The following is a 19,148-nucleotide window of genomic DNA, read 5'->3' as shown; positions in this document are numbered from 1 at the left end:
GCGGAAGCCGGGGCGGAGTGTCCCGAAGGCGGGGTGCGGCTGCTCGAAGGGGACGGGAGCGCCGCGATGGGGCTCCGGGCGGAGTCCGTGCAGCTGGTCAACTGCGGGACGGAGCCCTACGCGCTGGAGGGGTATCCGGTCCTGAGGCTGCTCGACAAGGCCGGGGCGCCCGTGGAGGTGACCGTCGCGCACGGGGCCGCGGGCATCACCACCGGGGTTCCGAACGTGGAGGCGACCCCGCGGCCGGTGGTGGTGGGGCCTGGGCAGGCCGCGTACATGCCGATGGTGTGGCGCAACCTCGTCACGGACCCGACGGTGGTCGCGACGGACGCCTGGGTGCTCGAGATCACGCCCCGGCCCGGCGCTCCCAAGCAGCGGCTGCGGCTGACCCGGCCGGTCGACCTGGGCAACACCGGGCTGCTCGGGACCGGTCCGTGGCAGGAGGTGCCGCGGTGATCGTGTGGCTCAACGGGCCCTTCGGGGGCGGCAAGACCCAGACGGCGTACGCCCTCCACCGGCGGCTGCCCGGCAGCGTGGTGTGCGATCCGGAGCACGTCGGCTTCGGCTTGCACCGGATGCTGCCGCCGGCGCTGCGCGGGGACTTCCAGGACCTTCCGGCGTGGCGGCAGGGCGTGTTCGACGTGCTGGACCTGGCAGCTCGGGAGCACCCCGGGGCGGTGATCGTGCCCATGACCGTCACCGACGCCGACTACTTCGCCGAAACGGTGGGGCGGTTGCGCGAACGCGGGCACGACGTACGCCACTTCGCGCTGCTGGCCGAGCGCGAGACCGTACTGCGGCGGCTGCGCGAGCGGGGCTGGGGGCGGGGGCTGAACCGGGAGAGCTTCGCGGTGGCCCGGCTGGACGGGTGCCTGGAGGCCCTGCGCGCGCCGGAGTTCGCGGAGCACCTGCGCACGGACCGGATCTCCGTCGCCCGGGTCGCCGAGCGGGTCGCCGCCCGGTCCGGGCTGGAACTGACTGCGGACACCGACAGCGCGCTCCGGGGGTGGGCCCGGCGCGCGCTGGTCGGCGTACGGCACATCAGGCTCGACTGAGCCGGAGTGCGCCGCGGGCGGGGAGCGCGGTGGCCGCGAGGGTCAGGACCACGGCGGCGGCCACGAAGGAGCCGTAGACGAGGGGCGGGACGTAGGGGCCGGTGCCCGTCACGGTCTTGGTCAGCGGGATCAGCGTGGCCAGGGCGATCGCCGAGCCGAGGGTGATGCCGGTGCCGCTGACGAGGAGGGCTTCCCAGCGGAGCATCCGCAGCACCTGGCGGCGGGTGGAGCCGACCAGGCGCAGCATCCCCAGCTCGCGGCGGCGGTCGAGGACGGTCATGACCAGGGTGTTGGCGGCGGTGACGGCCGCGAAGCCGCCGAGGACGGCCGCCATGGTGGTGTTGGCCCAGGCGTTGACCTCGCGGTCCAGGCTCTGGGCGCTGGTCCAGGCGGAGGCGGACTGCGCCGGGCCGAGGCCGGCGGGGAGCGGACCGCGGATCAGGAGTTCCGTGGGGCGGCCGGCGGTGGTGTGGCCGGCCAGGTCGGTGGCGGGCAGGGTGACTTCGCCGAGGCCGAGGCCGCGGGAGTAGACGGCGACGATCTCGGGGTCGGTCCGGGTGCCGTCGGGGAGGCGCAGCTCGAGGCGGTCGCCGACGGCGGCGTGGTCGGCGTCGGCCAGGGTCCGGTCGACGGCGATCTTGCCGGGGGCCAGCCGGGCGAGGTCACCCGAGAGCACGCCCAGGTCCTCGACGGTGGTGATGTCGCCCGTCACCCCCTGGGCGGAGGCGCTGTGGATCAGGCGCTCCGGGCCGGAGCCGACGACGGCGAGGACGGAGGTGCGGGTGAGCGCGACCGCCCCGGCGGCGACCGCCCGGTCCGGGTCGTGCGGGTCGGTGACGACGTGGTCGGCGAGCATCCCGGCCTTCTGCTGCTGGACCACGGCACGCTCCGAACTGGTGTGGAGGAAGACCAGGGTGGAGGAGAAGGCCATGGCGAGCACGATCGGGGTGATCGCGGAGGCGAGGCGGCGTGCGTTGGTACGGGAGTTGGCGGCGGCAAGGGAGCCGGGTGCGCCGGCGGCGCGCAGCGGGAGTCCGAAGAGGGCGGCGCAGGCGCGGGCGATCAGAGGGCCGAGCAGGGCGACGGCGACCATGAAGAGCATGACGACGCCGAGCGCGGCGTTGGCGGCGTCCGGGCCGCTGCTGGTGGCGGCCAGGGACGCGCAGGCGGTGCCGCCGGCGAGTGCGGCGATCCCCAGCGGGGTGCGGATCCACCCGGGGCGCAGGCGTTCCACGGCGGCGGCCGCGAGGGCCTGGCCGGGGCGGATCCGGGCGGGGCGGCGGGACGCGGCCCAGCCGGCGAGCAGGGCGGTGGCGAGGCCGGCGACGACGGCGCCGAGCAGGGGGATCCAGCCGATGGTCAGCTCGACGGCGGCCGGGACGGCGCCCTTGTCCTTGAGCTGGCCGATCCACCAGGAGGCGAGCGCGATGCCGGGTACGAGGCCCAGCGTGCCCGCGGCGGGCGCGATGAGGACGGCTTCGGCGGCGACCGTGCGGCGGATCTGGCGCGGGGTGGCTCCGACGGCGCGCAGCAGGGCGAACTGGCGGGAGCGCTGGCCGACGGAGAGCGCGACGGTGGCGGCGGCGGTGAAGATCGCGACGAGGGTGGCGGTTCCGCCGAAGGAGCCGCCGATGCCGGTGAGGAGTTCCTTGGCGCTCGCCAGGCGCGGGTCCAGGGCCCGGTCCTCGCCGGTCAGGACCTGGGCGCGGCCGTCCACGGCGGCGCGGACCCGTTCGGCGTCGGCCCCGAAGACGGCGATGGCGTCGAGCGCGTCGGGGTGTCCGGACAGGGTGCGCGCCTCGGCGTCGGCGAACCAGGCTCCGGGCCGGTCGGTGCGCCCGACGACCCGGAACTGCCGCTCGCCGGCGGGGGTGTCGAGCGCGACCCGGTCGGGGCCGGCGCTCCCGAGCACGACTTCGCCCGGGCCGGCGGGGGCGCGGCCGGAGCTCAGCTTCGCGGGGCTGAAGGCGGTGGCGCCCCAGCCGGAGGCCTCGACCGTGCGGCCCGCGTCGTCCCGTACGGGGAACACCACGTCGGGCACGGCCCGGCCCACCGGCGCCAGCCGGGCCAGCAGCTCGGCGTCCACCCGGGCGTGTTCCGGGACCTGCGCGGAGGCTTCGTAGGCGCCTTCCCCGCTGCCGACCTGGAGGCGGACCTTCTGGTCCGCGGCGACGACGACGGGGACTTCGGCGTACCGGGTCGGCGGGGCGCTCGCCCGCAGTCCGGTCTCCAGCAGGATCCCGCAGGCGGAGACGATGGCGACGGTCATCAGGACGGCGATGAAGGTGCCGGCGAAGGCGGCCGGGCGGAAGCGCAGCGCGGCGCGGGCCAGGCCGTTGGTGCGGGCGCGCATCAGGCGGCCGCTCCCGCGTAGGCCGGGGCGGGGGCGGTGAGGGTGGTCATCCGGGCGGCGATGGTCTCGGTGGAGCTGCGCGGGAGCCGGTCGGCGATGAGGCCGTCGGCGAGGAAGAGCACCTGGTCGGCGTGGGCGGCGGCGCCCGGGTCGTGGGTGACCATGACGACCGTGGCTCCGAGGGAGTCGACGGCGCTGCGCAGCAGGTCGAGGACCTCGGCCGCGGTGGTGGTGTCGAGGGCGCCGGTGGGCTCGTCGGCGAAGACCACGTCGGGCCGGGTGACCAGCGCCCGGGCGATGGCGACGCGCTGCTGCTGGCCGCCGGAGAGCTCGGCGGGGCGCCGCTTGCCCTTGCCCTCCAGACCGACGCGGGCGAGCAGGTCGGCGGCGCGTCCCTGGCCCCGGGCGGATGCCCGGCCGCCGGCGAGGCGCATGGGGAGCAGGACGTTCTGCTCGACGGTGAGGGAGGGCAGCAGGTTGAAGGCCTGGAAGACGAAGCCCAGGCGGCTGCGGCGGAGCTCGGTGAGCTGGTTCTCGTTCATGCCGGTGATCTCGGTGCCGCCGAGGCGGACGGAGCCCTCGGTGGGGCGGTCGAGTCCGGCGGCGCACTGGAGGAAGGTGGACTTGCCGGAGCCGGAGGGGCCCATCACGGCCGTGAAGGTGCCGCGGGGGAGGCTGAGGTCGATGCCGCGCAGGGCGTGGACGGCCGCGGAGCCGCGCCCGTACTGCCGGCGGACCCCGCGCAGTTCGACGGCGGGGGCGGGGGTGGACCCGTAGGACCGCGCGGCCTGCCCCGCCCACTGCCCGCTCTGCTGCTCGGGCTGCTGCTCGGCCTGTCGTCTGGTCCGCCGGAACCCCATGGTGTGCCGCCTTCTGTTGTGCGCCGTTGACTGTGTGGTGACGGTCCCGACGCTACGGAGGGCGGGGCGGCCGGGACCATGACGTGACCCGGCGGATGGTTGGTGGGGTTTCCCCTACCCCGCCGGACCTGCGGCTCCGGCCGGTGGGGCTGTCCGGTGGGTCAGCCCGACCGGCGGATGAGCAGCAGGGCGCGGTCGTCGTTGACGTCCTTGGCGACCTTCTCGATCAGGTGCCAGGCCGCGCCGTCCCAGCCGGCGGCGACGTAGCGGTCGGCTTCGCCGGTGAGGCGGTCCATGCCTTCGCTGATGTCGCGTTCGGCGGTCTCGACGAGGCCGTCGGTGAAGAGCATCAGGACGTCGCCGGAGCGCAGGTTGCCGCGGGCCGGTTCGAACTCGGCGCCGTCGTAGACGCCCAGCAGCGGGCCCTCGCCGGAGACCTCCCGCCAGCGTCCGGTGCCGGCGCAGCGCTGGAGGGCGGGCAGGTGGCCTGCGGACAGCAGCTCGTAGTCGCCGGTCTCCAGGTCCAGGACGAGGTGGATGGAGGTGGCGAAGCCCTCGTCCCAGTCCTGGCGCAGGAGGTAGCCGTTGGCGGCGGGCAGGAAGCCGTGCGGGGGCAGGGCGCCGAGGAGTCCGCCGAAGGCGCCGGAGAGCAGCAGGGCGCGGGAGCCGGCTTCCATGCCCTTGCCGGAGACGTCGGTGAGGACGATCTCCAGGGTGCGGCCGCCGTTGGTGCGGGCGGCGACGACGAAGTCGCCGGAGAAGGACTGGCCGCCCGCCGGGCGCAGGGCCATCTCGCGGTGCCAGCCGCGCGGCAGCGGGGGCAGCTTGCTCTGGACCCTGATGCGTTCGCGCAGGTCGAAGAGCATGGTGCCGCCGCGTCGCCAGGGCACGCCGACGCGGCTGCGGAACTGGGCGATGACCAGTCCGAAGAATCCGCAGGCGGCGACGACCAGCACGGTGCCGGGCGTGACCCGGGCGGGGCCCTGGTTGTACGGGCCGAGGACGAGGGCCTCGACGATGAGCGCGGCGGCGGAGGCCGCGTACAGCGCGAGCAGGCTGGCGGGGCGCAGCAGCAGGCCGCCGGCCACGATGGGCAGGACGAGCGCGGACGGGGAGAACCACACCGGCAGCATCAGCGTGCCGCAGGCGATGGCCGGGACGGTGAGCAGCAGGCCGCCGAATGCGAGCCAGTCGGAGGCGTCGCCGCGGAAGTAGTCGACGGCGGATTTGCGCAGGGCGGTGCGCGCCCGGTGCGACAGCATGCGCGTCCGGGCCAGGAGGGTCTCCACATGTGCTCCGGCCATTGCTTCGGGACCCTATCCATCCTGGCTGTGCGCGCGCAGGGGTACCCCCGGAGATGGGCCCCTCGGCGACCGAAAAGAGATCGACCAGCACGGATTGCCCTGGTAAGGATGGCCGCATGGCTCTTGAGACGCGCGTATTGCAGGCTGATGAGTGGGATGTCTGGTATGACCACCTGGAACTGGCGTTCGGCGGGGTGCCCGAGTCTCCGGAGGAGCGGGAACTGTACAAGTCCCTGACCGAGACGGACCGTTCCCTCGCTGTCTGGGACGGTGAGACGTGCGTGGGCTCGGCCGGGGCCTTCTCCTTCCGGCTTTCCGTGCCGGGCGGGGCGCTCGTCCCCGCGGGCGGCGTCACGATGGTGGGCGTCTCCCCGACCCACCGCAGGCAGGGCGTGCTCACCTCGCTGATGCGCCGCCAATTGGACGACATCCGGGCGGGTGGTGAACCGCTCGCCGTGCTGACGGCATCGGATCCGGCGATCTACGGCCGCTTCGGCTACGGCACGGCCACCTACTCGGTGTCCGTCGACATCGACACCACGCGGGTACGCCTCTCCGTGCCGCCGGGGACCGAGAACATACGACTGCGGCTCGTCGACCCGCGGAAGGCGCTGCCCGACTGCGAGCGGGTCTACGCGGCGCTGGTCGCGGGCCGGCCCGGGATGCCGGCCCGGCAGCCCGGCTGGGAGCGACAGGCGCTGGTGGACCCGCCGTCGCGCCGGGAGGGAGCCTCCGCGCTGAAGTGCGTGGTGGCCGAGGGGCCGGACGGCGAGGTCGTCGGGTACGCCCGCTATCAGGTCAAGCCCGACTGGGAGCAGACCGGTTCGGACGGCAAGGTCCAGGTGCGCGATCTGGACGCGCTGGATCCGGCCGCGTACGCGGCGCTGTGGCGCTACGTCTTCGGCATCGACCTGGCCTGGCGGGTGCGGGCGTACGGGCGCCCGGTGGACGATCCCCTCCTGCACCTGGTGAGCGACGTAAGGCGGAGCCAGGTGCGCCGGCGCGACGCGCTGCACGTGCGGCTGGTGGACCTGCCGGCGGCGCTGGAGGCCCGTGGCTACGGGGCCCCGCTGGACGTGGTCCTCGACGTCGAGGACCGGTTCTGCCCGTGGAACACGGGCCGGTGGCGACTGACGGCCGCGGCCGGGGGGCCGGCCTCCTGCACGCGCACCGGTGCGGCGGCGGACCTGGAGCTGTCGGTCGGCGAGCTCGGCTCGGCGTACCTGGGCGGGGTCACCCTGACCTCGCTCGCCGGAGCCGGCCGGGTGCGCGAGCTGCACCCGGGGGCCCTGGCGGAGGCCTCGCGGGCCTTCACCGGCGACGTGGCCCCGTGGCTGTCCCACGGGTTCTGAGCCGCCGCCTCGCCGTTGGGTCCTAGCGGACCTGGCAGCCCGGGCACCAGAAGAGGTTGCGGGCGGCGAGAGCGGCGGTGCGGATCTCGCGCCCGCAGATGTGGCAGGGCATGTTCGCCCTCCGGTAGACGTACACCTCTCCGCCGTGGTCGTCCACCCTCGGCGGGCGGCCCATGGTCTCGGGCAGGTGCTCGTCGCGGACGGTGTCGATGCGGTTCTTGCGCACGCCGTCGCGCATGAGCAGCGCCAGATCGGCCCAGATCGCGTCCCACTCGGCCCGCGCGAGGTCCTTGCCGGGCCGGTACGGGTCGATACCGTGCCGGAAGAGCACCTCGGCGCGGTAGACGTTGCCGACGCCCGCGACGACCTTCTGGTCCATGAGCAGCGCGGCGACGGTGGTGCGGGAGCGGGAGATCCGGGCCCAGGCGCGTTCCGGGTCGTCGCTCCCGCGCAGGGGGTCCGGGCCGAGCCGGTCGCTTACCGCCCGCTTCTCCTCGTCCGTGATCCACGCGCAGGTGGTGGGGCCGCGCAGGTCGGAGAAGTAGTCGTCGTTGGCGAGGCGCAGCCTGACCGTGCCGGTGGCCGGCGGGGCCGGTGCGGGGCCGAGCGCGTACTTGCCGAACAGCCCGAGGTGGACGTGGATCCAGCCGCTCTCCTCGAATCCCAGGAAGAGGTGCTTGCCGTGGGCGTCGACGCCGTTCAGGACCCGCCCGTCGAGCAGGGCCGCGCTGTCGGCGAACCGCCCCTGGGGGCTGCTGACGGCGACCTTCCACCCGGCGAACCGCTGGAGGTGGTCCTCGGCGAGGCGGTGGATCGTATGCCCCTCGGGCACGGTGGAACTCCTCGTGGAAATGGAACGGCCGTGCCACCCCCCGGGGGGCGGCACGGCCGGAAGGAAGATCAGCCCTGCGGGTGGTGCGCCGGGATCGGGGGGAGCTCGCCGGTGGTCTCGTAGTCCGAGAGCATGTCGATGCGGCGGGTGTGGCGCTCCTCGCCGGAGTACGGCGTCGCCAGGAAGGCCTCGATGAAGGCGACGGCCTCGTCCTGCGTGTGCATCCGGCCGCCGACGGAGATGACGTTGGCGTTGTTGTGCTCCCGGCCGAGCTTCGCGGTCTCCACGCTCCAGGCCAGGATGGCGCGGACGCCCTTGACCTTGTTCGCGGCGATCTGCTCGCCGTTGCCGGAGCCGCCGATCACGATGCCGAGGCCGTCGGCGTCCGCGGCGGTCCGCTCCGCGGCGCGCAGGCAGAACGGCGGGTAGTCGTCCACCGCGTCGTAGATGTGGGGCCCGCAGTCGACGGGCTCGTGGCCGTTGTTCTTGAGCCAGTCCACCAGGTGGTTCTTGAGCTCAAAGCCGGCATGGTCGGATCCGAGGTACACGCGCATGCCTCGAGTGTGGCACGAGGACGCCCGCCGCCCCGCAGCGGGTGTCGCGTAAGTCACTTCTCAAGCTCAAGTAAACCCAAACAACCCAGATGAGACATGCCAGGACCAAGGTCATCGACTCTGAGCCCTGGGCAACTATCCGGAACAGGGTCTTCCGTCTTGTCCGGGTGTCGGGTTTGAATGCCGGGGCTCGTAACCCGAGCGCCCCGAGAACCTAAGGATTCGTTCATGAGTTCCACGACGACCCTTCAGAAGGCAGGCGACCCCACCGGCAACCCCGGCGACGGCCAGCCCTCCGACGGTCTGAAGGCCGGTCTCAAGAACCGCCATCTGTCCATGATCGCCATCGGCGGTGTCATCGGCGCCGGCCTCTTCGTCGGCTCCGGCGGAGGCATCGCCAAGACCGGCCCCGCCATCCTGCTCTCCTACGCGCTGGTCGGCGCGATGGTCGTCTTCGTCATGCGGATGCTGGGCGAGATGGCCGCCGCGAGCCCCAACTCCGGCTCCTTCTCCGCTTACGCCGACCGGGCGCTCGGCCGCTGGGCCGGCTTCTCCATCGGCTGGCTCTACTGGTTCTTCTGGGTCGTCGTCCTGGCCGTGGAGGCCACCGCCGGCGCCGTCATCCTCGAAGGCTGGGTCCCTGCCGTCCCGCAGTGGGCCTGGGCGCTGATCGTGATGGCCGTGCTGACGGTCACCAACCTCGGCTCGGTCGCCTCGTACGGCGAGTTCGAGTTCTGGTTCGCCGGCATAAAGGTGGTCGCCATCGGCGGCTTCGTGATCATCGGCATGCTGGCCGTCTTCGGCGTGCTGCCGGGATCGGACAACCCGGGCGCCGGCTTCGCGCACCTCACCGACACGGGCGGCTTCGTGCCGAACGGCTGGGGCTCGGTCCTCACCGGTGTGCTGATGGTCGTCTTCTCCTTCATGGGCAGTGAGATCGTCACGCTGGCCGCCGGCGAGTCCGAGGACCCGCGCCGTGCGGTCACCAAGGCCACCAACTCGGTGATCTGGCGCATCGGCGTCTTCTACTTGGGCTCGATCTTCATCGTGCTCACGCTGCTGCCGTGGAACGACAAGTCGATCACCGAGAAGGGCTCGTACGTCGCCGCCCTGGACTCGATCGGCATCGCGCACGCCGGCCAGATCATGAACGTGATCGTGCTGACGGCCGTGCTGTCCTGCCTGAACTCGGGGCTCTACACCGCTTCCCGCATGGCGTTCTCGCTGGGCGAGCGGGGCGACGCCCCGAAGGCCTTCGCCAAGGTGACCAAGCGGGGCGTTCCGAAGGCCGCGATCCTGGGCTCCGTGGTCTTCGGCTTCGTCGCCGTCTACTTCAACTACGCCTTCAAGGACACGGTCTTCAGCTTCCTGCTGAACGCCTCGGGCGCGATCGCGCTGTTCGTGTGGCTGGTCATCTGCCTCACCCAGCTGCGGATGCGCAAGATCCTGGTCGCCGAGGCTCCGGAGAAGCTGACGGTGAAGATGTGGTTCTTCCCGTACCTGACCTGGGCCACCGCCGCGATGATCACTTTCGTCCTGGGCTACATGGTCTACGACAAGGACAACCGCGAGACCGTCCTGCTGTCCCTGCTGGTCGCTGCCGTGGTGCTGGCCATCGGTGTGGTCCGCGACGTACGCCGCAAGGCCGCCGCGCGCCTCTCCGCGTAAGCACGGCGCCCCCGGGCGCGACGCCCTGAACGCGGCGCGCCGAGCACGACGACAGCAGCCCCGGACCGCCGCAAGCGGTCCGGGGCTGCCGTGCGTGCGGCCTGCCTCGCGCGGTCAGCCGCGGCGGCCCACCAGCTTCCAGGCGGCCGGCAGCAGGCCCATGGCCAGCGCGGCCTTGAGCGCGTCGCCGATCAGGAACGGGGTCAGGCCGCCCGCGACGGCCGCGCCGAAGGACATCCCGGTGGCCAGCGCGAGGTAGGGGACGCCGACGGCGTAGACGATCGCGGAGCCCAGCACCATCGCGCCCGCCGTGAGCGGGACGGAGCGGTCGGCGCCGCGCCGCGCGAGGGCGCCGACGACGGTCGAGGCCAGGAGCATGCCGAGGACGTACCCGAAGGTCGCGCCGCCCGCGCCGGAGGAGCCGCCCGCGAACCACGGCACGCCGGCCATGCCGACCAGGGTGTAGAGGGCCAGGGAGAGGAAGCCGCGGCCGGCGCCCAGCGCGGTGCCCACGAGCAGCGCGGCGAAGGTCTGCCCCGTGATCGGGGCGGCCAGGCCGTCGACGTGTACGGCGATCTGCGCGGCCAGGCCGGTGAGCGCGGCTCCGCCGGTGACCAGCGTGATGTCGCGGACGCGGCTCGCGGGCAGCAGGTCGGCGAGGACGGCGCCGGGCCGGAAGGAGACGGAAGCAGTGCTCATCGGGACTCCGCGGGAGGTGGTGTCGACAGGACGATCACCGACGTTAGTCCCGGGCCCGGGGCGCCATCAGCGTCGCCCGGAACAAAGCCGCACTCCCCGATTTGGTGGAGAACAGACAAAGATCACGCTTCACACCCGAGTTGAAGTGATCCGCATCACGAGCCACAACCGATGACACGTCCGTTTTGCTCTGGCGGGCGCTCTCCAGTGAGACTGTAGGGTCCCTCCAACTGTCGCGGATCCCCCACCGCCGCCAGGCCACAGAGAGTACGAGCACCCCTCATGCGCGACCCCCTGCCCGACCCGCCCGACAGCACGGGCGAGCTCCCTCCGGAACCCCTGAGCCACAGCCTCAAGCAGCGCCATCTGACCATGCTGGGACTCGGCGGCGTGATCGGCGCCGGACTCTTCGTCGGCTCCGGAGCCGGCATCGGCATCGCCGGTCCCGCGATCATCTGCTCGTACCTGCTCGCGGGCGTCCTCGCGATGCTCGTCATGCGCGCCCTCGGCGAGATGTCGGCGGCGATGCCCGCCTCCGGCTCCTTCTCCGTGTACGCGCAGAAGGCGCTCGGCCGCTGGGCCGGCTTCTCGGCGGGCTGGCTGTACTGGTTCCTGCTGGTCGTGGTGCTGGCCGTGGAGGCGACCGGCGCGGCGAAGATCGCGAACGGCTGGCTGCCCTCGGTGGACCAGTGGGTCTGGGTGCTCCTCTTCATGGTGGTCTTCACCGTGAGCAACCTGGCAGCGGTGCGGAACTTCGGCGAGTTCGAGTTCTGGTTCGCCGCCCTCAAGATCGCCGCCATCGTGCTGTTCCTGATCCTCGGCACCCTCGCCGTCTTCGGATTCCTCCCCGACACGAGCGCGGTCGGCACGGCCAACCTGACCGGCCGGGGCGGCTTCTTCCCGAACGGCGCGAGCGGCGTGGTCGCGGGCATGCTGGCCGTCGTCTTCGCCTTCGGCGGCCTGGAGGTCGTCACCATCGCGGCCGCCGAGTCGGACGACCCGGCCAAGTCCGTGGCCCGCGCGGTGCGCAGCGCCGTGTGGCGCATCCTCTTCTTCTACGTCGGCTCGATGCTGGTCATCGTGACCCTGCTGCCGTGGGACTCGCTGAAGCCGGGTCAGAGCCCGTACGTGGCGGTGCTCGACACCATCGGCATCCCGGCCGCCGGCCAGATCATGGACATCGTGATCTTCGTGGCGCTGCTGTCGGCTCTGAACGCGAACCTGTACGGGTCCTCGCGCATGGTGTTCTCGCTGGCGGAGCGGGGCGAGGCCCCGAAGGCCCTGCTAAAGGTGTCGCCCGGCGGGGTGCCCCGCAGGGCCGTCTTCGCCTCGGTGGCGTTCGGGTTCGTCTCGGTCGTGCTGAACCTGCTGTGGCCGGACACGATCTTCCTCTACATGCTCAACGCGGTGGGCGCGGTGCTGCTCTTCGTGTGGGCGCTGATCGCGGTCTCGCAGCTGAAGCTGCGGGCGAGGATCGAGCGGGACATGCCGGAGCGGCTGACGCTTCCGATGTGGCTGTTCCCGTACGCGACGTGGGCGGCGCTGGTCGGGATGGCCGCGGTGCTGGTCCTGATGCTGCTCGACGATTCGGCGCGCCCGCAGCTCCTGTGGTCCTCGGGCGCGGCCGCGGCCGTACTGCTCGTGGCGTGGATCCGGGAGCTGCGCGCCCCGAAGTCCTGACCTCCCGCCCCGCGAAGGCCCCCGCGAAGGCCCCCGCGCAGACCGCGCGGGGGCCTTCGTGCGTCAGGTGCGCAGGTACGAGGCCCCGTTGACGTCGAGGACCGCGCCCGAGCTCCAGCGCGCCGCGGGGGAGGCCAGGTGGAGCACGGCAGCGGCGATCTCCCCCGGGGTGCCCACGCGGCCGAAGGGGCTCTGCGCCCGGATCCGCTCGCCTTCCTCTCCGTCGAGCCGGCCGGCGACCCGTTCGGTGGCCACGAAGCCGGGTGCGACGGAGGCGACCGCGATGCCGTGCGGGGCCAGGGAGACGGCGAGCGACTGCCCGAGCGCGTGCAGGGCGGCCTTGGTGGCGCCGTAGGCGGGGTGGTCGGGTTCGCCCCGGAAGGCGCCGCGCGAGCCGATGTTGACGACGCGTCCCTCGCGGCCGCCGTCGATCATGTGGCGGGCCGCGCAGTAGGACAGGTTGGCCGTGCCGAACAGGTTGACCGCGGCCGTTTGCCGCCAGGCGGCCTGCCAGTCGGCGTAGGAGGTCGTGGGCAGCGGGTGCGCGACCATGACGGCCGCGTTGTTCACGAGCACGTCGATCCCGCCGAGCGCCCGGTCCGCCTCGGCGGCGAGGGCTTCCACGCGCGCCGGGTCGGTGAGGTCGCCGGCGACCAGGACGTGTCCCCCGCCCGGCAGGTCCGCGAGCGTCCGCTCGGCGTCCGGCCCGCGGGCCGTGCAGTGCACCGCGACGCGGTCGCCCTGCTCGGCGAACGCGGTGGCGATCGCCCGTCCGATGCCCCGGGAGGCTCCGGTGACCAGTACCCCCCGTCCCGTCGCGGCCAATTCCCGTATTCCGTGGTCCATTCGAGCCTCCGTCGACACTCCGGTGCGGTTCACCAGCGTACGGGGATGATCACGGCCGGTCATCCGGCTGTCCGAATAACGGACGCAGTCTGTCCGATGATCGGACACGGGTGAGACTGGGGCACTCCCTCCCGTCCCCCCGCACATCGGACAGGCACCTCCTCCATGAGCCAGAGCACCCTGACCCCTCCCGAGCGGCAGAGCACCCCCGGATCCGACGGATCCGACGGATCCTCCCCCCTCGGCAACGGACTCAAGCAGCGTCACCTCTCGATGATCGCCCTCGGCGGCGTCATCGGCGCGGGCCTCTTCGTGGGCTCCGGCGCCGGCATCGCGGCCGCCGGGCCCTCGATCGTGCTCGCGTACGCCGCGTCCGGACTGCTCGTGATGTTCGTGATGCGGATGCTCGGCGAGATGTCCGCGGCGAATCCCGCTTCCGGCTCCTTCTCGGTGCACGCGGACCGCGCCATCGGCCCGTGGGCCGGCTTCACCGCGGGATGGATGTTCTGGACGCTGCTGTGCGTGGGCGTGGCCATCGAGGCCATCGGTGCGGCGCACATCATGACGGGCTGGTTCCCGGGCACTCCCTCGTGGATGTGGGTGCTGGTCTTCATGGCGGTGTTCTGCGGGACCAACCTGGCCGCCGTCTCCCACTTCGGCGAGTTCGAGTTCTGGTTCGCCGCCCTCAAGATCGGCGCGATCGGGCTCTTCCTGGGCCTGGGCGTACTGGCCGTCATGGGCGTGCTGCCCGGCGCCGACTCCCCCGGCTCCGCCAACCTGTTCCACGACGGCGGTTTCCTGCCCAACGGTGTGGACGGGCTGCTGGTCGGCCTGCTCGCCTCCGTCGTCGCCTACGGCGGCCTGGAGACGGTCACCATCGCCGCCGCCGAGTCCGACGATCCGGTCAAGGGCGTCGCCGGGGCGGTGAAGACCACCATGTGGCGGATCGCGGTCGTCTACGTCGGCTCGATGCTGGTCATCGTCACGCTGCTGCCGTGGAACGACCCGGCCGTCACGGCCGACGGCCCGTACGCGGCCACCCTGGACCACCTGGGCATCCCGCACGCCGGCCAGGTCATGAACGTGGTCATCCTGATCGCCCTGCTGTCCGCGATGAACGCGAACGTCTACGGCGCCTCGCGCATGGCCTACTCCCTGGTCGCCCGCGGCCAGGGCCCCAAGGCGCTGGGCAAGGTGACCGGCCGGGTGCCGCGCCGCGCCGTGCTCGCCTCCTGCGGCTTCGGCTTCGTCACCGTCCTGCTGTCGTACTGGTACCCGGACACCCTCTTCGCCTGGCTGCTGAACATGGTCGGCGGCGTCATCCTCGTCGTCTGGGGCTTCATCGCCGTCTCGCAGTTCCTGCTGAGGCGCCGGACGGAGCGGGAGTCGCCCGGGAAGCTGGTCGTCAGGATGTGGGGGTTCCCGTACCTGACGTGGGTCGCCGTCGCCGGCCTGGCCGGCGTCCTGGTCCTGATGGCCATGAGCGAGGACACCCGGCTCCAGGTGGTCTTCACCGGAGGCCTGACGCTCGCGCTGGCGGTCACGGGCTACGTCGTGCAGCGCCGGGCGGCGGCGCGCGAAGCGGCAGAGAGGTGACCCTTATGTGAGTCCCGGCAAAGATGCTGCTAGCGTGCAATTGCGCATTGGTTGCAATAAGCAGTTGTCACGCCGAGGGGACCGGATCACACGCATGGCCGTCTACACGCTTCCCGAGCTTCCTTACGACTACGCGGCTCTCGAGCCGGTGATCAACCCGCAGATCATCGAGCTGCACCACGACAAGCACCACGCGGCTTACGTCGCCGGCGCCAACACCACGCTGGAACAGCTGGAGGAGGCGCGCGAGAAGGAGAACTGGGCCGCGCTGAACGGCCTGGAGAAGAACCTCGCCTTCCACCTCTCCGGCCACATCCTGCACAGCATCTACTGGCACAACATGGCCAGCCCGAAGACCGGCGAGGGCGGCGGCGAGCCCACCGCGGCCGATGGTCTGGGCGACCTCGCGGACGCCATCACCGAGTCCTTCGGCTCCTTCGCGAAGTTCCGCAAGCAGCTGACCTTCGCGTCCTCCGCGACGCAGGGCTCCGGCTGGGGCGTGCTCGCGTACGAGCCCATCAGCGGCCGCCTGATCGTCGAGCAGATCTACGACCACCAGGGCAACGTCGGCCAGGCCTCCGTACCGGTCCTCGTGTTCGACGCCTGGGAGCACGCCTTCTACCTTCAGTACAAGAACCAGAAGGTGGACTTCATCGAGGCGATGTGGAACGTCGTCAACTGGCAGGACGTGGCCAAGCGCTACGCCGACGCCAAGGCGAACACCCCGCTGCTGATCCCCGTCAAGGGCTGACCGGCGCCACCCCAGCCCGTCCGCCTCGTGATCGTCTTCTCAACCTTCACTTGCGGGCGTGTCCACCGGAAGACCCTCGCGAGGACATGACTCGCGGGGGTCTTCCGTGTCCAGTCCTCCCCGGAGCCGTCGGGCAACGCTCCGCCAGAGGTGGACTAGTCGAAGATCGGGCCCTGCGTACGGGTGCGCTTGATCTCGTAGAAGCCGGGGATGGAGGCGACCATCAGCGTGCCGTCCCAGAGGCGGGCCGCGGCCTCGCCGCGCGGAGCGGGAGTGACGACCGGGCCGAAGAAGGCGACCTCCTCGCCGTCGGCGCCGGGCACCGAGATCACCGGGGTGCCGACTTCCTGGCCGACCCGGTCGATGCCGTCGTTGTGCGAGGCGCGCAGCACCTCGTCGTACTCGTCGGAGTCGGCGTAGTGGATCAGCTCGGCGGGCAGTTCGACCTCGGCCAGCGCCTCGGCGATCGCCTCGCGGGTCGGACCCGTGCCGCCGTTGTGGAAGCGGGTGCCGAGCGCGGTGTAGAGCTTGCCGGTGATCTCGTCGCCGAACTTCTGCTGCGCGGCGACGACCACGCGGACCGGCGCCCAGCCCTTGGGGCCGAGCAGCTCGCGGTAGTGCTCGGGCAGTTGGTCGAGCTTGTCCTCGTTCAGTACGGCGAGGCTCATCACGTGCCAGCGGACCTCGACGTCGCGGACCTTCTCGACCTCCAGCATCCAGCGGGACGTCATCCAGGCCCAGGGGCAGAGCGGGTCGAACCAGAAGTCGACAGGAGTCTTCTCGCGCACCTGCGTATCAGCCATGTCTCTCCTCAGATCGGAACGTTCCTCCCTGCCCAACCGCCCTGACCGCACACTCATTCCCCGTGGGAGGATTCGGTCAGGTATCGCGATCACGCACGAAGGAGTGCACGTGCCCGGAGAGAATCTGTCCCGTGACGAGGCCCGCGAGCGGGCCGAGCTGCTGTCCGTCGACGGGTACGAGGTGGTCCTCGATCTGAGGTCCGCGGTGGACGAGGCCGAACCGGCCGACGGTCCCCGGACCTTCCGCTCGGTGACCACCGTCCGTTTCCGGGCCGCCGACGCGGGGGCCTCCACCTTCGCGGACCTCATCGCCCCCTCGGTGAACTCCGTCACCCTCAACGGGCGCGAGCTGGACCCGGCCGCCGTCTTCGACGGCTCGCGGATCGCCCTGGAAGGCCTGGCCCCGCAGAACGTCCTGGTCGTGGACGCCAACTGCGCGTACAGCCGGACCGGCGAGGGCATGCACCGCTTCGTGGACCCGGAGGACGGCGAGGTCTACCTCTACACCCAGTACGAGCCGGCCGACGCCCGGCGGGTGTACGCGAACTTCGAGCAGCCCGACCTCAAGGCCCCGTACCGCTTCGAGGTGACCGCGCCCGAGGGCTGGCAGGTCTGGAGCAACGGCGCCGAGGAGTCCCGCGAGGGCCTGACCCGCCGCTTCGCCGAGACCGCGCCGATCTCCACCTACATCACGTGCGTGGTCGCGGGTCCGTACCACTACGTGACGGACACCTACACGCGCGGGGACCTGACGATCCCGCTCGGCGCGATGTGCCGCAAGGGGCTGGCCAAGCACTTCGACGCGGACGACGTCTTCCTCGTGACGAAGCAGGGCTTCGACCTCTTCCACGAGATCTTCGACTACCCGTACCCCTTCGGGAAGTACGACCAGGCGTTCGTGCCGGAGTACAACCTGGGCGCCATGGAGAACCCGGGGATGGTGACCTTCCGCGAGGAGTACATCTTCCGCGGGAAGGTCACGCAGGCCTCCTACGAGCGGCGCGCGAACGTCATCCTGCACGAGATGGCGCACATGTGGTTCGGCGACCTGGTCACCATGAAGTGGTGGGACGACCTGTGGCTGAAGGAGTCCTTCGCGGACTTCATGGGCTCCTTCGGGCTGGTCGAGGCGACCCGCTTCGACCAGGCGTGGGTCACCTTCGCCAACAGCCGCAAGGCGTGGGCCTACCGGGCCGACCAGCTGCCGTCCACCCATCCGATCACGGCCGACATCCGTGACCTGGAGGACGCGAAGCTGAACTTCGACGGCATCACCTACGCCAAGGGCGCGGCGGTGCTGAAGCAGCTCGTGGCGTACGTGGGCCGGGAGGCGTTCCTGGACGGGGCGCGGCGCTACTTCAAGGCCAACGCGTACGGGAACACCACGCTGGACGACCTGCTGTCGGTGCTCGCGGAGGTCTCCGGGCGCGACATGGCCGAATGGTCGCGGGCCTGGCTGCAGACGGCGGGCGTGAACGCGCTGACCCCGGCGGTGACCTGCGACGCGGGGGGCCGGGTGACCGAGCTGGCGGTGCTCCAGGACGGCGAGGAGCTCCGCCCGCACCGGGTCGCGGTGGGCCTGTACCGGCTGGACCCGGACGGCTCCCTGGTCCGCTACGCGCGGGCCGAGGCGGACGTGGCCGGGGCGCGGACGGTCGTCGGCGAGCTGGCGGGGCAGGAGAAGCCCGCCCTCGTGCTCGTCAACGACGAGGACCTGACGTACTGCAAGATCCGGTTCGATCCGGTGTCGCTGGACACGCTGCGCACGCACCTGGGTTCGGTGTCGGACCCGCTGACCCGCGCGCTGTGCTGGTCGGCTCTGTGGAACCTGACGCGCGACGCGCTGATGCCGGCGCGGGACTTCGTCTCGCTCGTACTGGCCCACGCGGGCCGGGAGACGGACGTCGGCGTGCTCCAGATGCTGCACTCGCAGGCGCTGACCGCCGTCAACCACTATGCGGCGCACGACTGGCGGGAGCAGGGCGGCCGGGTGCTGGCGGCGTGCGCGCTGCAGGAACTGCGGTTCGCTGAGCCGGGGTCGGAGCACCAGCTCACCTGGGCCCGCTTCTTCGCGGCGGGCGCCGCGACCGAGGGCGACTTCCAGCTGCTGCTGGGGCTCCTGGACGGCTCGGCCCGGATCGACGGGCTGGAGGTGGACCAGGAGCTGCGCTGGGACTTCCTGCTGCCGCTGGCCGCGCACGGCGCGATCGCCGAGGACGTCCTCGCCGCCGAACTGGCGCGCGACGACACGGCATCGGGCAAGCGGCACCAGGTGCGCTGCCTGGCGGCGCGGCCGTCGGCCGCGGTCAAGGACCAGGCGTGGGCGGCCGTGGTGGAGTCGGACGCGCTGTCGAACGCGCTGGTCGAGGCCACGATCGCGGGGATGCAGCAGCCCTCCCAGCGGGAGCTGCTGGCGCCGTACGCGGAGCGCTACTTCGCCGCTGTCGAAGGACTGTGGGCGGACCGGTCGATCCAGATCGCCATGGACGTCGTGAAGGGCCTGTACCCCTCGCTCCAGGACTCCGGGGCGACGGTGGACGCCACCGACGCCTGGCTGTCGGCACACGCGGATGCCGCACCCGCTCTGCGGCGGCTGGTCCTGGAGTCCCGGGACGACCTGGCCAGGGCGCTGCGCGCGCAGATCTGCGACGCGACGGCGGGCGAAGGCAGGTAGGCCCGGCCGGCTTCCGGGGCGGGTCTCCGGAAGCCGGCACCGGCGCATCCCATCGGCAGTCGAACGCCCGTACTTTAGCCCCGTCTTGTCCCGATTTGCCGACGGATGTGTAACAGGGGTT

At 72.0% G+C, this 19,148-nt stretch carries 16 protein-coding genes; 8 read left to right on the top strand and 8 right to left on the bottom strand.

The annotated features are described in order from the left end of the window. The first annotated feature begins 33 nt into the window (after nucleotides 1-33). Both ACFWBY_RS06820 and ACFWBY_RS06815 read left to right on the top strand, forming a co-directional pair. Nucleotides 34-456, top strand: coding sequence for a DUF4232 domain-containing protein (locus ACFWBY_RS06820; protein ID WP_385340826.1), 423 nt, complete (start codon nucleotides 34-36; stop codon nucleotides 454-456). Continuing rightward, nucleotides 453-1,055 carry an AAA family ATPase gene (locus ACFWBY_RS06815; RefSeq protein WP_385340848.1) on the top strand — a complete coding sequence of 201 codons (603 nt, stop codon included), beginning with the start codon at nucleotides 453-455 and terminating at the stop codon, nucleotides 1,053-1,055. Before ACFWBY_RS06820 ends, ACFWBY_RS06815 begins: the two co-directional genes overlap by 4 nt. Here ACFWBY_RS06815 and ACFWBY_RS06810 read toward each other — a convergent pair. The 3 genes from ACFWBY_RS06810 to ACFWBY_RS06800 form a co-directional block, all read right to left on the bottom strand. Continuing rightward, nucleotides 1,042-3,408 (bottom strand): FtsX-like permease family protein, encoded by a 2,367-nt coding sequence (locus tag ACFWBY_RS06810; RefSeq protein ID WP_385340824.1) that lies wholly within the window; start codon nucleotides 3,406-3,408, stop codon nucleotides 1,042-1,044. The genes ACFWBY_RS06815 and ACFWBY_RS06810 overlap by 14 nt on opposite strands. Continuing rightward, a complete protein-coding gene (locus tag ACFWBY_RS06805) occupies nucleotides 3,408-4,268 on the bottom strand; it encodes an ABC transporter ATP-binding protein (RefSeq protein ID WP_385340823.1) in 861 nt (286 codons plus the stop codon). The genes ACFWBY_RS06810 and ACFWBY_RS06805 overlap by 1 nt, the downstream gene beginning before the upstream one ends. 161 nt (nucleotides 4,269-4,429) lie before the next feature. Next, entirely contained in the window at nucleotides 4,430-5,572 is a 1,143-nt protein-coding gene (locus ACFWBY_RS06800; RefSeq protein WP_385340821.1) for a PP2C family protein-serine/threonine phosphatase, read from the bottom strand. A 116-nt stretch (nucleotides 5,573-5,688) separates the two neighbouring features. On the opposite strand from ACFWBY_RS06800, the gene ACFWBY_RS06795 reads away from it, so the two are divergent. Further along, complete coding sequence (locus ACFWBY_RS06795) at nucleotides 5,689-6,924, top strand: GNAT family N-acetyltransferase (RefSeq protein WP_385340819.1); 1,236 nt, start codon at nucleotides 5,689-5,691, stop codon at nucleotides 6,922-6,924. A 22-nt stretch (nucleotides 6,925-6,946) separates the two neighbouring features. Here the strand turns inward: ACFWBY_RS06795 and ACFWBY_RS06790 are convergent, their stop codons facing one another. Further along, complete coding sequence (locus ACFWBY_RS06790) at nucleotides 6,947-7,756, bottom strand: Fpg/Nei family DNA glycosylase (RefSeq protein ID WP_385340818.1); 810 nt, start codon at nucleotides 7,754-7,756, stop codon at nucleotides 6,947-6,949. 68 nt (nucleotides 7,757-7,824) lie between these two features. Next, complete coding sequence (locus ACFWBY_RS06785) at nucleotides 7,825-8,310, bottom strand: ribose-5-phosphate isomerase (RefSeq protein WP_385340816.1); 486 nt, start codon at nucleotides 8,308-8,310, stop codon at nucleotides 7,825-7,827. A 228-nt stretch (nucleotides 8,311-8,538) separates the two neighbouring features. On the opposite strand from ACFWBY_RS06785, the gene ACFWBY_RS06780 reads away from it, so the two are divergent. Next, the gene (locus ACFWBY_RS06780) at nucleotides 8,539-9,978 is read left to right on the top strand and encodes an amino acid permease (protein ID WP_385340815.1); all 1,440 of its coding nucleotides are present in this window, start codon (nucleotides 8,539-8,541) and stop codon (nucleotides 9,976-9,978) included. A 114-nt stretch (nucleotides 9,979-10,092) separates the two neighbouring features. Here ACFWBY_RS06780 and ACFWBY_RS06775 read toward each other — a convergent pair whose 3' ends face one another. Next, entirely contained in the window at nucleotides 10,093-10,677 is a 585-nt protein-coding gene (locus tag ACFWBY_RS06775) for a biotin transporter BioY (RefSeq protein ID WP_385340814.1), read from the bottom strand. Between the two features lie 282 nt (nucleotides 10,678-10,959). Here ACFWBY_RS06775 and ACFWBY_RS06770 point away from each other — a divergent pair, with 282 nt between their 5' ends. Beyond that, nucleotides 10,960-12,357 carry an amino acid permease gene (locus ACFWBY_RS06770; RefSeq protein WP_385340812.1) on the top strand — a complete coding sequence of 466 codons (1,398 nt, stop codon included), beginning with the start codon at nucleotides 10,960-10,962 and terminating at the stop codon, nucleotides 12,355-12,357. Nucleotides 12,358-12,420: 63 nt separating this feature from the next. Here the strand turns inward: ACFWBY_RS06770 and ACFWBY_RS06765 are convergent, their stop codons facing one another. After that, nucleotides 12,421-13,203 carry an SDR family NAD(P)-dependent oxidoreductase gene (locus ACFWBY_RS06765; protein ID WP_385340810.1) on the bottom strand — a complete coding sequence of 261 codons (783 nt, stop codon included), beginning with the start codon at nucleotides 13,201-13,203 and terminating at the stop codon, nucleotides 12,421-12,423. A 165-nt stretch (nucleotides 13,204-13,368) separates the two neighbouring features. Between ACFWBY_RS06765 and ACFWBY_RS06760 the strand changes: the two genes are divergently transcribed. Continuing rightward, complete coding sequence (locus ACFWBY_RS06760; protein ID WP_385340809.1) at nucleotides 13,369-14,799, top strand: amino acid permease; 1,431 nt, start codon at nucleotides 13,369-13,371, stop codon at nucleotides 14,797-14,799. A gap of 94 nt (nucleotides 14,800-14,893) precedes the next feature. Continuing rightward, nucleotides 14,894-15,550: a superoxide dismutase gene (locus ACFWBY_RS06755; protein ID WP_385340807.1), complete on the top strand. Its 657-nt coding sequence runs from the start codon at nucleotides 14,894-14,896 to the stop codon at nucleotides 15,548-15,550. A 155-nt stretch (nucleotides 15,551-15,705) separates the two neighbouring features. Here the strand turns inward: ACFWBY_RS06755 and ACFWBY_RS06750 are convergent, their stop codons facing one another. After that, nucleotides 15,706-16,353, bottom strand: coding sequence for a DsbA family protein (locus ACFWBY_RS06750; RefSeq protein WP_385340806.1), 648 nt, complete (start codon nucleotides 16,351-16,353; stop codon nucleotides 15,706-15,708). 109 nt (nucleotides 16,354-16,462) lie between these two features. On the opposite strand from ACFWBY_RS06750, the gene pepN reads away from it, so the two are divergent. After that, nucleotides 16,463-19,027: an aminopeptidase N gene (gene pepN, locus ACFWBY_RS06745; protein ID WP_385340804.1), complete on the top strand. Its 2,565-nt coding sequence runs from the start codon at nucleotides 16,463-16,465 to the stop codon at nucleotides 19,025-19,027. Nucleotides 19,028-19,148 lie beyond the last annotated feature (121 nt).

Source organism: Streptomyces sp. NPDC060049 (assembly GCF_042736715.1).
Classification (GTDB): Bacteria; Actinomycetota; Actinomycetes; order Streptomycetales; family Streptomycetaceae; genus Streptomyces.
This window is presented reverse-complemented; position numbering and strand designations above follow the sequence as displayed.

Bases quoted from the DNA above. Each gene is read 5' to 3' on its own strand.
- ACFWBY_RS06810 (WP_385340824.1), bottom strand. From the start codon at position 3,408: ATGCGCGCCCGCACCAACGGCCTGGCCCGCGCCGCGCTGCGCTTCCGC.
- ACFWBY_RS06805 (WP_385340823.1), bottom strand. From the start codon at position 4,268: ATGGGGTTCCGGCGGACCAGACGACAGGCCGAGCAGCAGCCCGAGCAG.
- ACFWBY_RS06800 (WP_385340821.1), bottom strand. From the start codon at position 5,572: ATGGCCGGAGCACATGTGGAGACCCTCCTGGCCCGGACGCGCATGCTG.
- ACFWBY_RS06795 (WP_385340819.1), top strand. From the start codon at position 5,689: ATGGCTCTTGAGACGCGCGTATTGCAGGCTGATGAGTGGGATGTCTGG.
- ACFWBY_RS06785 (WP_385340816.1), bottom strand. From the start codon at position 8,310: ATGCGCGTGTACCTCGGATCCGACCATGCCGGCTTTGAGCTCAAGAAC.
- ACFWBY_RS06780 (WP_385340815.1), top strand. From the start codon at position 8,539: ATGAGTTCCACGACGACCCTTCAGAAGGCAGGCGACCCCACCGGCAAC.
- ACFWBY_RS06775 (WP_385340814.1), bottom strand. From the start codon at position 10,677: ATGAGCACTGCTTCCGTCTCCTTCCGGCCCGGCGCCGTCCTCGCCGAC.
- ACFWBY_RS06770 (WP_385340812.1), top strand. From the start codon at position 10,960: ATGCGCGACCCCCTGCCCGACCCGCCCGACAGCACGGGCGAGCTCCCT.
- ACFWBY_RS06765 (WP_385340810.1), bottom strand. From the start codon at position 13,203: ATGGACCACGGAATACGGGAATTGGCCGCGACGGGACGGGGGGTACTG.
- ACFWBY_RS06760 (WP_385340809.1), top strand. From the start codon at position 13,369: ATGAGCCAGAGCACCCTGACCCCTCCCGAGCGGCAGAGCACCCCCGGA.
- ACFWBY_RS06755 (WP_385340807.1), top strand. From the start codon at position 14,894: ATGGCCGTCTACACGCTTCCCGAGCTTCCTTACGACTACGCGGCTCTC.
- ACFWBY_RS06750 (WP_385340806.1), bottom strand. From the start codon at position 16,353: ATGGCTGATACGCAGGTGCGCGAGAAGACTCCTGTCGACTTCTGGTTC.